This window comes from Rhizobacter sp. P2_H3 (assembly GCF_056403355.1).
In genome coordinates this window covers 1-15,138 of the sequence record NZ_JBFUFQ010000143.1, presented here as the reverse complement: position 1 = coordinate 15,138, position 15,138 = coordinate 1, and the positions used below count along the sequence as shown (strand labels likewise).

Below are 15,138 nucleotides of genomic sequence, written 5' to 3'. Positions count from 1 at the left end.
TCTCAGTCCGCTCCCGCGAGCCGGCGCAGCGCCGCCTCGGTCTTGTCGAACGCGACCGCCGTCTCCGGCGCCTGCGCGAGGAAGGCCTGCATCGCCGCGCGCGACTGGATCGCGCGGTCGGCCAGCGGATCGCTGCCGGCCTGGTATTCGCCGATCTGGATCAGCATCTCGAGCTCCTGGTGGCGCGCCATCAGCGCGCGAAAACGGGCCGCCGCGGCGCGATGCTCGCGCGGCACGATGTTCGACATCACGCGGCTGACGCTGGCCAGCACATCGATCGCCGGGTAGTGGTTGGCCGCCGCGAGCTTGCGCGACAGCACGAGGTGGCCGTCGAGGATGGCGCGCACCTCCTCGGCGATCGGGTCGTTCTCCTCGTCGCCCTCGGTCAGCACCGAGTACACCGCGGTGATGGAGCCGCGGCGCCCCCGCCCGGCGCGCTCCAGCAGCTGCGGCAGCATCGAGAAGATCGACGGCGGGTAGCTGCGCCGCGTCGGCGGCTCGCCGCTGGCCAGGCCGATCTCGCGCTGGGCGCGCGCGAAGCGCGTCAGCGAGTCCATCACCAGCAGCACCCGCCGGCCCTGGTCGCGGAAGTGCTCGGCGATGGTGGTGGCGGCATAGGCCGACTTGATGCGCTCCATCGGCGGGCGGTCGGAGGTCGACACGATCATCACGCTGCGCGCCAGCCCGGCGGCACCGAGGTTGTATTCGAGGAACTCCTGCACCTCGCGGCCGCGCTCGCCGATCAGCGCGATCACGTTGACGTCCGCCGTCGAGCCGCGCGCCAGCATGCCCAGCAGCGTGCTCTTGCCGATGCCGGGCGGCGCGAACACGCCGATGCGCTGGCCTTCGCCGAGCGTCAGCAGGCCGTCGATGGCGCGGATGCCGGTCGCGAGCGGTTTCTCGATCAGCTTGCGCTGCAGCGGGTTCGGCGGCTCGCGGTGCACCGGCAGCCGCGCGTTCACCTCGAGCGGGCCCAGCGTGTCCAGCGGCTCGCCCAGCGCATCGAGCACGCGCCCGAGCAGCCCGTCGCCGACCGGACACACATGGCCGCGGCCCGACGGGATCACCACGGTCAGCGCCGACAGGCCGGTGGTCGGTCCCATCGGCGTCAGGATCGCGGTCGTGCCCGAGAAGCCGACCACCTCGGCCAGCAGCGGCGGCTCGCCCGGCGTGGTCAGCTCGCACAGCTCGCCGACGTGGGCCTGGATGCCGGTCGCCTCGATCGTCATGCCCACCGCGCGGCTGACGCGCCCGCGGATGCCGGCCGGCGCGGCACGGCGCAGCGCGTGCTCGAGGTCGGCGACGATGTCGAGCGCGGCGGCATCCATCAGCGCCCCCCCTGGCGTTCGATCGCCTTGCGGAAGGCCTCGAGCTGCGCATCGACGCCGATCTCCAGCGTGCCCGATGCCGATTGCACGACGCAGGCGCCGCTCGCGAGCGAGGCGTCGCACTGCACCGCGATGCTGGCCGGCAGGCCGCCCTCGCCCTGCAGGCGCGCCACCGCGCCGCGCAGCATCGGCTCCTGCGCCGGTGCGACGCGGATGGTCAGGAAGGGCTCGTGGCGGATCAGCGTGTCCACGCGCTGCAGTGCGCGCTCGATCAGCGTCGCCGGGTCGAGCTCGTCGACGAACTGCGCCACGCCCTTGACGACGATCTGCGCCATCGCCGCACGCAGCGCGCGCAGCTGGCGCTCGGTCGCCACCGCATCGGACACGACGCGCTGCGCGTGCTCGGCGCGCGCCGCCTCGAAGCCCTCCTGGTAGCCGCGCCGGCGGCTGTCCTCGGCCTGGCTGGTCGACTGGCGCACGATGCGCTCGCCCTCCCGGCGCGCCGCCTCGACCAGCGCGGCGGCATCCAGCAGCGCCGCGTACTCGGCCTCCTTCAGCACCTTGCGTTCGCTCAGCAGCTGCAGGTTCTCGGTGGTGATCAGAAAAGCCAGTCCCATGCGGGCAACCTTTCGGGGATGAGGCACTGCAGCATCACTTCCTGCAGCTGRTTCGCCTGGCGCGGCGCGAGCTCCGGCAGGCCGAGCGTGCTGACGCGCCGCGGCAACTTGCGCTGCACGCGCCGCAGCACGGCCTCGCCCTCGCCGGCCAGCGCGGCCAGCAGCAGGCGGTAGCCGCGGTCCAGCACGGTGCGGCCGGCACCCGCCGGGTGCTGCTGCAGTGCGGCGACGTTCATGCGCAGCTCGGTCAGCGCCGGCAGGCGCTCGGCGACGAACTCGGCCGCGTCGGCATCGAAGCGGCGTGCCTGGCGGCGCAGCACGGCGCCGATGCCGCGCTGGCGCAGCAGCGACTTGTGCGCGCACAGCCCGGTGTAGGCGGCCAGCCGGCGCAGCGAGGCGCCGTCGACCAGCGCGAGCCGGCCCAGGCGCGAATCGACGTTGTAGCGCGGCGCGCCCGCCTCGGCGCGCAACAGCTGTGCCAGCACGCCCTGCCCGGCCGCGCCGAAGCGCGCCACGCGGCGGTGGCGCAGCGGCCAGCCGGCCGGCAGCCAGCTCGCATGCAGGTCGAGCTCGGGGTGCAGGTTGTGGCGCATCACCAGGCGCAGCAGGTCGTGCGCAGGGGTGGGGGCGGGGGCGGCCGGGCTCATCGTCGCGGCCCGTCAGCGCCGGAACACCTGCCGGCGCAGCCAGACGCGCCAGTCGAGATCGTTGCGGCGCAGCAGCCCCGGCAGCACCACCAGGCAGGCGGCCGCGGCCAGCAGCAGCACCAGCAGCACCAGCGCGGTCTGCGCCGGCAGCACGCCGAGGATCAGGTCGCTGCGCGGCAGCACGGCGCCGGCCGGCGCGGCACCCTGCGGCGGTGCGCGGCGCGCCTCGAACAACGACAGCGACACCTGGTCGTGCGACAGGCCCTCGATGCTGTGCGCCACCAGGTCCTTGACGGCCGGAACCAGCAGGCGCAGGTCGACGTCGGGCCGGTGCTTGATGAAGACCGCGGCCGACGACGGCCGGATCTTGTCGCTCAGCGGGTCGTTGGCCGGGATCACGACGTGCACGCGGGCCGACACCACGCCGTCGACCTTGCGCAGCGTCTGCGACAGCTCCTGCGACATCGCGTAGATGTAGCGCATGCGCTCCTCGGACGGCGTGGACACCAGGCCCTGCTTCTGGAACACCTCGCCCATGCTGGCGTAGCGGTCGTTCGGCAGGCCCTGGGCGCGCAGCAGGTCGAGCGCCGCCGGCAGCTGGCCCTTGTCCACCAGCACCTGCCACTGGTTGTTCTCGAGCCGCTCCTTGTCGGCATCGAGGCCGTCGCCGGTCAGCGCGGCCAGCATCTCGTTGGCCTCCTGCTCGTTGAGGTTCGAATACAGCCCGACCTTGCAGGCGGCCAGGCTGCACAGCAGGCCGAGCAGCAGCACACGCCGCAGCGATCGTCCGAAGGATGTGTTCATGGCGGCGCCTACTGCTGGTTCTTCAGCAAGGTGCCGAACAGGTTGGTGGCGGCGCTCGCGAGCGCGGTCGACATGTGCAGCTTCGAGAAGCTCATCTGCGCCTGCATCGACTGGTCGGCGACCATCACCATGGTCTTGAACGGATCGTTCATGTCGATCGACGCCAGCATGCTGGCGCGCATGTCCTCGACCGAGCGCATGCCGTTGAGCTGCGTGGCCATCGCCTTCACCGCGTCGCCGATGGCGCCGCGCGCGGCGCTCTCGGGCTGCTGCACGCCCTGCATCATGTTGGCGAACATGCGGGTCTCGCCGGGTGCGAACGTTGCCGGCGTTGCGCCGGGGCCGGCCGCGGCGCTCGTCGTCCCGGTGGTGGCGGCCGGTGGCACGGCGGCGGCAATGACGGCTGCTTCGGACATGGCGTTCTCCGCTTCGAAGGTGTGGTTTCGGGAATGGAGGAAAAGCCGCGCGCCGGCCCTGCGGTCGCGGCGCGCGGCAGCGGTCGTCAACTCGCTCGCGAGGATTGACGCACGTCCTGGGCCCCTTGCTTGACCGACTCGCTGGCCATGGCGTTGCCCGCCAGGATCGACTGCGTGGTGGTCGTGATGTTGGAGCTCTGGGTCGACAGCGTCTGCGCCGCCAGCTGGACCTTCATCTGGTCGGCTGCGAGTTGGCGCATCGTCGCGACGCTCTGGTCTGCGCTGGGTCCGTCTGCCATGGTGTTCTCTCCTGGGTGTTGAGTGAAAGGGATGGACTTGCTTTTGTGCGCTGACGCGCACGACTCAGGTGCCGCCCTGGCGGGCGGCGGCATTCCACGCGCCGGATCGCTCCGGCGCGTGAAATCGGGGCGCTGACGCGGGTGCGTCATGCGGGATCGGGTTCATCGGGCGGCTCCCGGCGGCTTCGCGGTGGTGCCGCCGCTGATCACCAACCCGTCGGTGTCGATGTGCTGCAGCTCGCCGCCGCTCTTCAGCACCGCGCCTTCGTAGTAGCGGCTGCCGTTGGCCAGCTGGATGTGCTTCAGGCCGTTCGCGTCCTCGGTGATGCCGACCATGCGCGACGGCAGCACGCTCTGCCACGAGGCCCACTGCTCGCGCGACGCCGCGCCGTCGTCGCGCAGCGGCCTGGCCCGGTAGCTGACCTTGTCCGAGACCAGCACCGTCGGGTGCAGGTCCTCGGCCAGGCGGCGGATCTGCAGGCGCACCGCCTCGTCCTCGACCGTGCCGGAGACCACCAGCCGGCCCTGCCCGGCGTACGCCACCGTGACGCCGGGGTCGCTGACGAAGCGCCGCGCCTGCTCGACCATCTCCTCGGCGCTGACGACCGTCACCGACACGCGCGGGCCGAGCGCCTCGAGCGCCGCCTGCAGGGCCTTGCGGCGCGCCCGCGTCTCGACGAAGCCGCGCACGACCACGTTGCCGCCGCCACTCGGCGCAGCCACCGTCTCCACCTCGGGGTAGCCCGCGAGCAGCCGGTTCAGCGCCGGCAGGTCGACCGCCGCGACTGCGCTGCGCCGGCCATCGCCCTGCCAGGCCAGCACGCCGGCGATGCCCGCCAGTGCCAGCACCATCACGACGAGGCCGGCCCGGCGCAGCGGGCGGCGCGGCGTCTCGGCCGTCGCGGCCTCGTTGGCGGCCGGCGGCAGCGCGCTCTCGGGGCCGGCGAACATGCGGTCTTCGCCCTGCAGCGTGACGTAGACGCGGTCGAGCTGGAACTCCACCGCGCCGACGCGCAGCACGTCGCCGGCCACCACGCTGCGCCGCGGCTGCTGCATCGCCTCGCCGTTCAGCAGCGCGCCGGCGGTGCCGAGCCGCTGCACCGAGACGACCAGCTCGCCGACGCTGAACAGCAGGTGCTGCGGCAGCACGTCGCCGCCCGGCAGCATCACGTCGCAGTCGCCGGCCGAGCCGACCAGGTTCGCGCCCGGCTTCAGCGCGATGGTGCGGCCGCGCAGCGCGCCGTTCAGGAAGCGCAGGCACCAGGAGGACGGCGCGACGGCGCCTGCCGGCGCGGGGGATGCGGGCAGTGCACTCATGCTCATCCTCCGGGGGCCGGGGCGCGCGCCACCGCCGGCAGCACCAGCCGCGGCGTCAGCAGGTAGAAGCGCTCCATGTTGGCGCGCGACTTCTCGGTGTACTTGAACAGGTTGCCGAGCAGCGGGATCGCCGACAGCACCGGCACGCCGGTCACCGCGTTGATCGTCTCCTCCGACGAGAAGCCGGCGATCAGCAGGCTCGCGTTCTCGTCGACCATCGCCTGCGTGTTGACGGTGCGGCGCCGGATGATCGGGATCTGGTCGACGCTCGCGGCACTCAGGTCGCCATCGGCGATGTCGATCGACATCATCAGGCTGCGCGCCGGCTGCTCGTCGATGATCAGCGGCGTCACGCGCAGCGAGGTGCCGGCGGTGATGGTGAAGAGGCCCGCGTCCTGGAAGCCGTCGACGCGCACATGCAGCTCGCTCAGGTTCTCCAGCACCGCCTCGGTGTTGTTCAGCGTCAGCACCTTGGGCCGCGCGACGAAGTTGGCGGTGCCGGTCTTGGTCAGCGCGCTGACGCGGGCCAGCAGGAAGTTGCGCAGCTCGTTGCCGATGGCCGCGGTGAACACGCCGCCGGCCGGTGTGGTGGCACCGGTCTGGCCGGCCTCGGTGCTGGCACCGCTCCAGGTCAGCGGCTTGCCGTTGCCGGCCCCCACCTGCAGGTCGGCATGGCGGCCGTGCAGGCGCCAGTCGACGCCCAGCGTGTCGAGCGTGTCGCTGCTGATGTCCATGATCGTGACCTCGATCTCGATCAGGCGCGGGCGCGAGTCCATCGCGGCGATCAGCCGCTCGTACTGCGCCATGCGGTCCGGCAGGTCGCGCACCAGCACCGCGTTCATGCGGGTGTCGGCATGGAACTGCGGCAGGTCGTTGCTGGGCGTGAAGTTGTCCAGCGTGCTGTCGCTGCCGCCCGCCGCGCCGGCGTCGCCGGTCGAGCCCATCTCGACCTTCGGCACGTTCAGCGATTCGCCCGAGCTCAGCTTGAGCTGGCGGCTCGCGCCGACGCGCATCGCGACGCCCGATTTGCCGTCGCCGCCGGCGCGCCCGTTCTTGCGGCCGTACAGGCTGCGCAACACGTTGGTGACGCCGGGCACCAGCAGGTCCTTGCCGGAGCGGTTGACGCGCACGTCGCCGGCCCAGGCGTACTTGAGCGGAAACAGCCGCACCTCGGCGTAGTCGGCCAGCGCCGCCTTCTGGTCGGCCAGCTTGACCACCTGGCGCACCATGTCGACATAGCGCTTCGGGCCGGAGACATACAGGCTGCCCTCGCGGTCGTTCGCGCTGACCGGGTAGCGCGGGTCGACGATCTTCAGCCGCGCCAGCATCTGCGTCACGCCGGAGCCGCTGCCGGCGGTGATCGGCAGCACCTCGCTGCGCGCCTCGCTGGCCGGATCGATGTAGACGAAGGCGCCGTCGTAGAACCAGGTCAGGCCGTAGGTGGTGCAGACGCTGTCGAGGATGCTCTGCGCCTGCATCGTGAACTTGCCGCTGATCATGCCGCTGACCTTCGAGTCGACGACCGCGGTCAGGCCTTGCGAGGCCACCACCTCGCGCAGGAAATCGGCCAGCGGCTTGTCGTTGGCGACGATGCTGAGCGTGCGCGGCTTCCAGCGCACCTCGGCGGCGTGCAGCGGCGGCGATGCCAGGGCCACCAGCATCGACAGGAGCAAGGCGGCGGCCCTCATGGCAGCTGCGCCACGGTCTGGAACGCCCGCTCGGCGAAGCGCAGCACGTCGCGCCCCAGCCAGCCGGCGCTGACGACGATGGTCAGCATCACCGCGACCAGGCGCACCGACTGGCCGATGCTCTGGTCCTGGATCTGCGTGACGGCCTGCAGCACCGCGACGACCAGCGCCGACAGCGTGGAGACCACCACCACCGGCAGCGACACCCACAGCACGATCAGCAGGCCGTCGCGGGTGATGTCGAGGAGATCGTGTGGCGTCATTCAGTCGGCCTTCGGGTTGGTGATCCAGCCGACCGGCTGCAGCGCGACGTCCTCGTCGACCTCCTGGTACGACAGCACGACGAGCTGCGGCAGCACCGGCTCCAGCAGCGTCTTCACATAGCGGCGCACGTCCGACGAGGTGACAGCGACCACCCGGTGCGCGCTGCCCTCGGCGATGCGGCGCGCCTGGTCGCGGATGTCCTGCGTGACGGCCGGGCTCAGCAGCAGCAGGTTGCCGCGCGGCCCGCGCTCCACCGCGCCCTGCACGCGGTCGAGCAGGGCCACCTCGAACAGCATCGCCTGCAGCTGCCGGTCGGCGCCGACGAAGCGGCTGGTGATGTAGCGGCCGAGCGCGACGCGCACCAGCTCGGTCAGCGCGATCACGTCGGCCTCCTTCGGCGTCCAGATCACCAGCGCCTCGAGGATGGCGTTCAGGTTGCGGATCGGGATGCCTTCCTGCAGCAGCCGGCGCAGCACCTCGACGATGCGCTGCAGCGGCACCACGCGGGCGGCCTCGGCGGCCAGGTCGGGCGCGTCGCGCTGCACCGCGTGCAGCAGCCGCTGCACCTCCTGCAGGCCGATCAGCCGCGGCGCATGGCGGCGCACCACCTGCTCGACGTGCGCGGCGATCACTTCGTCAGCGGTGAGCCCGGCCGCCGGCGACGCGGCCGGCACCCAGACCACGCGCGCGAACGGGCCGAACGGTTCGCCGACCTCGGCGCCGGGCGGTGGAGCCGCCGCGTCGGCATCGGCCAGCAGGCGCCAGCCGGCGCGCACGCTGCCGCGCGCCACCGGCACGTCCTGCACCAGCACCTGGTAGCCCGCGGCGTCGGCGAGGGCCTGCGAATGCACGATGCGCAGCCGCGGAAACACCGGGCCCAGCTCGGCCTCGAGCGTCGACTTGACGCCGCTCAGCCGCTGGTCCAGCAAGTGGAGGTCGACACCGAGGCCGGGCGCCAGGTGCACCGCCAGCGGCGACGCCAGCGCATCGTCGGTGGCACGCAGCTCGGCATCGGGCGCGCCCGGGTGCGAGATCCAGTCGGACACATGGCGCCGGCGGCGCAGTGCGCGCGCCGCGAGCCCGGTGCCGAGCACGACGGCGGCGAGCAGGCCGAACACCCACTTCGGAAAGCCCGGCACGAGCAGGAAGCTCGCCAGCGCCGCCCCCGCCACCATCAGCGCGCGTGGGTGCGCCAGCACCTGCTGGCCGATCTGGCTCGCCAGCTGCGTCGGCTGCTCGTCGCCGCCCTGCGCGCCGACCCGCGTGATCACGATGCCGGCGGCGATCGACACCAGCAGCGACGGGATCTGCGACACCATGCCGTCGCCCACCGTCAGGATCGCGAAGCGCTGCACCGCGGCGCCGACGGCCATGTCGAGCATCAGCGTGCCGATCGCGATGCCGGCGAGGATGTTGACGATCGCGATCAGGATGCCAGCGATCGCATCGCCCTTGACGAACTTCATCGCGCCGTCCATGGCGCCGTGCAGCTGGCACTCCTGCTCCAGCAGGCGGCGGCGCGCCTGGGCCTGCGTCGACGACAGCACGCCGGCGCGCACGTCGGCATCGATGCTCATCTGCTTGCCGGGCATCGCGTCGAGCGCGAAGCGGGCCGCGACCTCGGCCACCCGCTCCGAGCCCTTGGCGATCACGATGAACTGCACGATCGCGATGATCAGGAACACCACTGCGCCGACCACCACGTTGTTGCCGACGATCAGCTTGCCGAAGGTGTCGATGATGTGGCCGGCATGCGCGTGCAGCAGGATCAGCTTGGTCGATGCAATGTTCAGCGCCAGCCGGAACAGCGTGGTGAACAGCAGCAGCGACGGGAAGGTCGACAACGACAGCGCCGACGGCACGTACATCGCGACGATCAGCAGCACCAGGCTCACCGCCAGGTTGGTGGCGATCAGCAGGTCGAGCAGCGGCGTCGGCAGCGGCAGCACGAACAGCGCGACGATGGCCACCAGCAGGCCGGCGAGCACCAGGTCGTTCTGGCGGCCGGCGAGGCCGAGCCAGCCGCGCAGGCCGCGGTTCGCCCGGTGGTTGGCAGGGAGCGCGTTCGACGGTGTGGGCATGAGGCGCGATTCATCCACCGAAGGCTTCCGTGACGTATGCCACGGAAATCGCCTGGTGCCGGCGCACTCTAGGGCTCGCTGCCGCTGGACAGCAACCACGAATTTCCGTAGTGGCCGATCCGACACCCATGCCGCCCCCTACGGTTTTGCGTAGTTCCTCAATCGGGTCGGCTTGGGTACGCTGCGCCGAACCATGCGTGAACAAACTCACGTTTCAACCTTGCCGCCACGCCCCCGACCCGAGGTGCGCGACCTCGGTGTGTCGCCGCGTCTGCCGCGTGCCGATGCGTCGCTGGTGCGGGCGCTGAACGCGTTGTATGCACACGGCAACGCCCGCGTGCTGACCCTGTGCGGCCAGCCGTGGACGCTGCAGTGGCGGCATCGCGGCGTGCCCGCTGCAGGCAGCGAGCGCATGCGCTTTCGCTGGCGGCTCGGCGTGCACGCCGGCTGGCTGGCGCTCGACCTGCCGCTGCTGTCGGCCCTGCTCGACGAACGCCACACCGAGCTGCTGCCGCGCGAGCTGCGCTACGTGCTGCTGGCCGATGCGCTGCATCCGCTGGCCGATGCGCTGGAGAAGGCCCTGCACCTGCGCTTCGAGTGGTCGCCGCCGCCGGCGGATGCAGAGGCGCCCGCCGAACCGCCTGCCGCCACGCTGGCCGAGCGCGCTGCCGGCTTCACGCTCGCCGGCCGCGACGGCGTGCATGGCGGCCACCTGCTGTTCGACGACGACGCGGCGCTGGCCGCCCTGCTCGCGGCCGCGCCGCCGATGCCGCGCGCGCTGCGGACGACGGCGGCGCTCGACGGTCTGCGCATTCCGCTGCCCTTCGTCGTCGGCCACAGCCAGATCAGCGTGCGCGAGATCGGCAGCGTCTGCCCCGGCGACATCATCAGCATCGAGCGCTGGTCATCGTCCGGTGCGGGCCTGCTGGTCAGCGCCGAGCTCGGCGGCGTGACGGGACGGCGTCTCGTCGGGCTGGCCGAAGGCACACGCATCACCTTGCAGCCTTGGAAAGAGAACGACATGAACCGAGACACCCCCGAGGCCGAGCTCGCCGGCCATGACGACGATGCCGCGGCGCTGCCGCTGGACCGCCTGGACGCGCTGGAGGTGACGCTGCGCTTCGAAGTGGGCGAGCTGTCGGTCTCGCTCGGCGAGCTGAAGGGGCTGAACCCCGGCCACGTGTTCGAGCTCGGGCAGGCGCTGAACCGCAGTGCGGTGCGCATCGTCGCGCACGGCAACGTGCTGGGCAAGGGCTACCTGGTCGCGGTGGGCGACCAGCTCGGCGTGCGCGTGTCCGAGTTCGCCGCGAGCGAGCTGTGATGGGTGCCGGGCTGCCCGAACCGCTGACACTGGTTGCGCTGATCGTCGCGTTCGGCATCGCGCCCTTCGTCGCGCTGATGGTGACGAGCTACACCAAGCTGGTGATCGTGTTCGGCCTGCTGCGCACCGCGCTCGGGCTGCAGCAGACGCCGCCGAACATGGTGCTGAACGGCATCGCGATCATCCTGACGATCTACATCATGGCGCCGGTGGGCATGGAGGTGAGCGACGCGCTGCGCGGCCGCAGCTTCGGCGCCAAGGGCGAGGGCCTGAACGACATCGTCGCCGTGATGGACGCGGCCAAGGCGCCGGTCAAGGCCTTCCTGCAGAAGCACACGCAGGAGCGCGACCGCCAGTTCTTCCTGAAGTCGGCCGAGAGCATCTGGCCGCCGCAACGCGCGGCGACGCTGGCCGCCGACGACTTCATGGTGCTGGTGCCGAGCTTCACGCTGAGCGAGCTGACGCGCGCGTTCCAGATCGGCTTCATCATCTACCTGGTGTTCGTCATCGTCGACCTGATCGTCGCGACGGTGCTGCTCGCGCTGGGCATGTCGATGATCGCGCCGACCACCATCTCGCTGCCGTTCAAGCTGCTGCTGTTCGTGATGCTCGACGGCTGGACGCGGCTGATCCATGGGCTGGTGATGTCGTACCGCTGAGCGGCCTGCGCTCAGTGGCACGCGTCGATCGATGCGCTGGCGCCGTGAGGGCACAGCAGGAGGTAGGCACGACCGCTCTCCTGCAGGCGTTCTGCCATTCGCTGCAGGTGCGCCGCGCCCAGCATCGCGACGTAGGTCCGGCGGGGCGCTGCGCCGGACGCGCGGTCGGACCCGGCGCGGTCGAGGATGGTCTTCGCCATCGAGTCGGAGCGGGAATCCAGGGTCTCGTCGATCAGGGTCGCCAGCGCGATCTCCTGTTCGAGCAGGCGCCGGGTCAGCTCGACGATCCGGACCGACGTGGCCGGCCGCTTCAGGTGGCGCATCAACAGACCGTCGACCTGCTGGCGCAACGCCGCAAGCGTCACCTCGGCATCCGCCTGCCGACCCTGCGATGCGCCGGGATCCAGCCGGTCGATCAGCTCGCGCAGAGACGTGGCCACTTCGCGCATCAAGGCTTCGACTCGCACCCCGAGTGCATGGTCGTCCATGCCCACCGTTCCGCCCTCCGCGTCGTCCTGCACGACCGGAATCCCGCGCAGGACCTCGTCGAACTGCCCGCTGCGAACGTACGGCTCCGACAGTTCGGCGAAGTGCAGGTCGCCGGGCCGCCAGATCGACTGCAGCGCCCGTGTCGCGGCATCGGGCTGGTGGTGGTCGGATTCAGCAATCAACACGATCACTCCGTCGAGCGATCGATGCTCGCCGAGGCCGGGACTGCGAACGACCTTGAAGTCGACGGCCACCGCACGCCGAAACTCGGCGAGGGTCGGATGCAACAGGCCGGTGGCACCGTCGCACGACGCGCCGACCGGGCAACTGCCGGACAAGTCGTTCACATGGGCCAGCAGCAGGCTGGCCGTGGACGGCCAGTTCGCGGCGGTCATGCGTTCGGCCGAAGTTCGGATCACGGGTTCTGCCGTGCGTCGTGCCGATCGCCGCTGCCGCGTGACCTGCCCTTGCAGCGGGACCGGCACCGGCCAGGCCGCTGACCCGCCTGCCCGCCCGGAGCTGATGTTGAAACCCTGGCCGTGAAGCGGCAGCGGCGTTGCAGTGCAGTTCATGCAGGCCTGAGTAACTGCACCTCCGAACGAGTTCAGACCCGTCCAACAAAAAAGCCCTGCCGTCTCGCGACGGCAGGGCCTTTCCCCGACAACGCTCCGATCAGAAGCGGTAGCCGACGAACACCGCCGTGGTCAGCGGGTCCAGCTTGATGTCGAGCGTCTGCCCTGTCGACAAGGTCGTGGTCGTCTTCAGGAAAGTCTTCAGCACCGTCGCATCGACGAACCAGCGCTCATTGAAGGTGAAGCTCGCGCCGACCGCGATCGTCGCGGCCGCCTTCGAGTCGATCTTCAGCGTCGTCGGATTCGCGCTCGTGCCGCCGGTCAACGCGGTCAACGCCGCGGTGCCCTTCTCCTTGTAGAACTTCGCGTAGGTGATGCCCGCGCCCACGTATGGGCGGAACGGCGAGCTCGCTTCCAGGAAGCGGTACTGCGCCATCAGCGTGATCGGCAGCGCCTTGGTCTCGCCGATCTTGCCGACGCCGGCGATGGCGCCGTCACCGTTGATGTCGTGCTTGAAGGGCGTCGACAGCGGCAGGTCGATCGCGAAGTTGTCGGTCCACATGTAGGTGATGCCGCCGCCGAACTGGGTGTTCGAGTCGACATCGGCCTTGGTGCCCGGGAAGGCCGGCGCGCTCAGGTCGCCGCTGTCGACCTTCGGCGCGATGCGCACCGCACCGGCCCGCACCAGCCACGAGCCGGCGGTTTGCGCGCTCGCCGCGCCGCTGACGAACAGGCCGGCCACGCAGCCTGCCAGCGCGATGCACTTGAATGTCTTGTTCATGGTTGTTGTTCCTTCGTGCATCCGGGTTTACAGCCAGCCCTTGGTGGCCAGGCTTCGCGCGATCAGCTGAGCGAGCAGCTGGTGGGCGTACGGCGTCGGGTGGAAGCCGTCGGAGAAGGCGTAGCTCTTCCACCAGTTCGGATCGGTCACGCCGGTGGGCGGTGCCGCCGACAGTGCGGTGTCGGTGCAGGTCGTGAAGGTGTAGGTCGGCAGGCCGTCCGTGCCGACGCCGGTGGCCGGGCAGGCCGGCGTCGTCACGTTGGTCAGGCTGTACTGCGCAGGGATCGCCACCTCCTCGTTGAACGAGGTGTAGAAGTCGACCACGACCACCTTGCCGTTGCCAGCGTAGTGCGTGGCCAGCGTCCCGTTGAAGGCTTCGATCCAGCCCTTGAACAGCGCCTCGGCCTGCGAACGTGCCGCAGCGCCGCCGTCGGTCGCGCCGCCCTGCACCGCCTTGGCCGCGATCGACCCCAGCACCAGCTGGAAGCGCGGCGTGTTCGTGATGCCGGGCATGTTCAGCACGGCCACGTAGTTCGCGCCCTTGCCGAGGATGTTGGTGTCGATGGCCGCACTGAACTGCGTCGCGACCGCCACCATGTACATGCCGCCCAGTTTCGCCAGGCCCGCGGCACCGTTCGCCGCCTCGGTGTTCACCGTCGTCGCGTCCAGCTCCGTTTTCAGCAGCGCCAGGTAGGTCGCGCCGCCGTCGGTGCCGGCCTTGAGGTAGGCACCCACGAGGTCGGCCGCGTCATTGCCGCCGCCGTCGATCAGCGCGAGTTCGGTGGCGCCGATGGGGGTCGTCGCGGTCGCGTCCTTCATCTGCTGGATCACCGACAGCTGCGAGGTGGGCGCGGTCGGGAAGTTGATGCGGCTGCTGGCGATCGCGTAGTTGGTGCAGCCGGTCTTCGCGGTGTTCGGCGTGAAGGTGGTGGCACCCGTCGGCGTGTAGTAGTTGCACATCCCCGTGATGCCGTAGCTCAGTGCGACGCGCTCCGGGTACACCAGCGAATCCGCGCCCTGCACCGTCGCCTTGAAGCCGAAGGTGCCGGAGTCGGCCAGGCTGTCGCCCATGACCTTCACCGCGGTGATGTTGACCTTGGCCGTCGTGTCGCTGCCGCCGCCGCCGCAAGCGGCCACCAGCGCCGCCGCGCCGAGCGCGACGACATTGCGTTTCCATTGATGCATCCGTGTCTCCTGCTTCCCAGTTGTGAATCCAGCCCGAGGCCGAGGGGAACGCCGCGCAAATCTGCACGACCGTTCGTTTTTTCGATCAGCGCGGATGTTAGGGGCGGAGCGATACCCGAGGACTGCTGGAAAGCCCGGATTCCCCCCCGAAAAATGCATGTTTCGCTGGTCGTTTGTGTGCGCAAAGTCGCGTGGGGGGAGGCTGTGGCTCGCCGGCCGGTACGGTCTTCGCCCCTGGCGGGGCGAAGACTTCCCTCCACTGACTGGTTTCATGGCCCGTCGCCGAAACTCCCGCCGCTCGCTTCGCTCTCTGTGGTCTAACAGTCGGCGACAGTCAGTTCACGAAGCGTGCTGCGCACGCGGGCCATGAAACCAGCCAGCTCCGGCGCCCCGTCCTGATTGGCGCTCCACAGCCTCCCCCCACGCGCCTTTGTGCCACCGCACTGCTCCTTCGACTTTGACAAGCGAACAAGTGGGAATTGATGCCCCGGTTGTCACCGGGGCGCGCCACGCGTGTTTTCTGCGCATCAAGCCACTGGTTCGGCAAAGGCGGGGGCGGGGGGTGTGGGGAGCGCCAATCAGGACGGGGCGCCGGAGCTGTGCAGTTTGATGGCCCGTCGCCCAAACTCCCGCCACTCACTTCGTTCGTTGTGGTCAAACAGTGGGCGAC

15 protein-coding genes are annotated in these 15,138 nt (G+C 70.6%); 2 read left to right on the top strand and 13 right to left on the bottom strand.

The window, feature by feature from the left end; all coding sequences use genetic code 11:
- Nucleotides 1–2: 2 nt before the first annotated feature.
- From AC1D1T_RS21985 to sctV, 10 genes are all read right to left on the bottom strand, one after another.
- Nucleotides 3–1,328 carry a FliI/YscN family ATPase gene (locus AC1D1T_RS21985; protein ID WP_477825966.1) on the bottom strand — a complete coding sequence of 442 codons (1,326 nt, stop codon included), beginning with the start codon at nt 1,326–1,328 and terminating at the stop codon, nt 3–5.
- Nucleotides 1,328–1,945 (bottom strand): type III secretion system stator protein SctL, encoded by a 618-nt coding sequence (gene sctL, locus AC1D1T_RS21980; RefSeq protein WP_477825965.1) that lies wholly within the window; start codon nt 1,943–1,945, stop codon nt 1,328–1,330. The genes AC1D1T_RS21985 and sctL overlap by 1 nt, the downstream gene beginning before the upstream one ends.
- On the bottom strand, nt 1,927–2,592 hold the full coding sequence (locus AC1D1T_RS21975) for a SctK family type III secretion system sorting platform protein (protein ID WP_465113144.1): 666 nt from the start codon (nt 2,590–2,592) through the stop codon (nt 1,927–1,929). Before AC1D1T_RS21975 ends, sctL begins: the two co-directional genes overlap by 19 nt.
- Before the next feature lie 12 nt (nt 2,593–2,604).
- A complete protein-coding gene (sctJ, locus tag AC1D1T_RS21970; protein WP_477829274.1) occupies nt 2,605–3,396 on the bottom strand; it encodes a type III secretion system inner membrane ring lipoprotein SctJ in 792 nt (263 codons plus the stop codon).
- 8 nt (nt 3,397–3,404) lie between these two features.
- On the bottom strand, nt 3,405–3,812 hold the full coding sequence (locus AC1D1T_RS21965; protein WP_477829275.1) for a hypothetical protein: 408 nt from the start codon (nt 3,810–3,812) through the stop codon (nt 3,405–3,407).
- Nucleotides 3,813–3,898: 86 nt separating this feature from the next.
- Nucleotides 3,899–4,111, bottom strand: a complete 213-nt coding sequence (locus tag AC1D1T_RS21960; RefSeq protein ID WP_156151732.1) for a hypothetical protein — start codon at nt 4,109–4,111, stop codon at nt 3,899–3,901.
- A 162-nt stretch (nt 4,112–4,273) separates the two neighbouring features.
- Nucleotides 4,274–5,428 (bottom strand): FHA domain-containing protein, encoded by a 1,155-nt coding sequence (locus AC1D1T_RS21955; RefSeq protein WP_477992484.1) that lies wholly within the window; start codon nt 5,426–5,428, stop codon nt 4,274–4,276.
- Between the two features lie 2 nt (nt 5,429–5,430).
- Nucleotides 5,431–7,116: a type III secretion system outer membrane ring subunit SctC gene (sctC, locus tag AC1D1T_RS21950; RefSeq protein ID WP_477844895.1), complete on the bottom strand. Its 1,686-nt coding sequence runs from the start codon at nt 7,114–7,116 to the stop codon at nt 5,431–5,433.
- Nucleotides 7,113–7,379: a type III secretion system export apparatus subunit SctS gene (gene sctS, locus AC1D1T_RS21945; RefSeq protein WP_465113139.1), complete on the bottom strand. Its 267-nt coding sequence runs from the start codon at nt 7,377–7,379 to the stop codon at nt 7,113–7,115. The genes sctC and sctS overlap by 4 nt, the downstream gene beginning before the upstream one ends.
- Entirely contained in the window at nt 7,380–9,461 is a 2,082-nt protein-coding gene (gene sctV / locus AC1D1T_RS21940; protein ID WP_477992483.1) for a type III secretion system export apparatus subunit SctV, read from the bottom strand. It abuts the gene before it with no gap.
- Between the two features lie 220 nt (nt 9,462–9,681).
- Here sctV and sctQ point away from each other — a divergent pair, with 220 nt between their 5' ends.
- Nucleotides 9,682–10,782 (top strand): type III secretion system cytoplasmic ring protein SctQ, encoded by a 1,101-nt coding sequence (sctQ, locus tag AC1D1T_RS21935; protein ID WP_477841877.1) that lies wholly within the window; start codon nt 9,682–9,684, stop codon nt 10,780–10,782.
- Complete coding sequence (gene sctR, locus AC1D1T_RS21930; RefSeq protein WP_047587294.1) at nt 10,782–11,441, top strand: type III secretion system export apparatus subunit SctR; 660 nt, start codon at nt 10,782–10,784, stop codon at nt 11,439–11,441. Before sctQ ends, sctR begins: the two co-directional genes overlap by 1 nt.
- Before the next feature lie 11 nt (nt 11,442–11,452).
- Here sctR and AC1D1T_RS21925 read toward each other — a convergent pair whose 3' ends face one another.
- The 3 genes from AC1D1T_RS21925 to AC1D1T_RS21915 all read right to left on the bottom strand — a co-directional run bounded on the left by AC1D1T_RS21925 (nt 11,453) and on the right by AC1D1T_RS21915 (nt 14,468).
- A complete protein-coding gene (locus AC1D1T_RS21925; protein WP_477841875.1) occupies nt 11,453–12,502 on the bottom strand; it encodes a hypothetical protein in 1,050 nt (349 codons plus the stop codon).
- 100 nt (nt 12,503–12,602) lie between these two features.
- Nucleotides 12,603–13,283, bottom strand: coding sequence for an OmpW/AlkL family protein (locus AC1D1T_RS21920; RefSeq protein ID WP_477828177.1), 681 nt, complete (start codon nt 13,281–13,283; stop codon nt 12,603–12,605).
- A gap of 27 nt (nt 13,284–13,310) precedes the next feature.
- Complete coding sequence (locus AC1D1T_RS21915) at nt 13,311–14,468, bottom strand: SGNH/GDSL hydrolase family protein (protein ID WP_477992482.1); 1,158 nt, start codon at nt 14,466–14,468, stop codon at nt 13,311–13,313.
- Nucleotides 14,469–15,138: the final 670 nt, after the last annotated feature.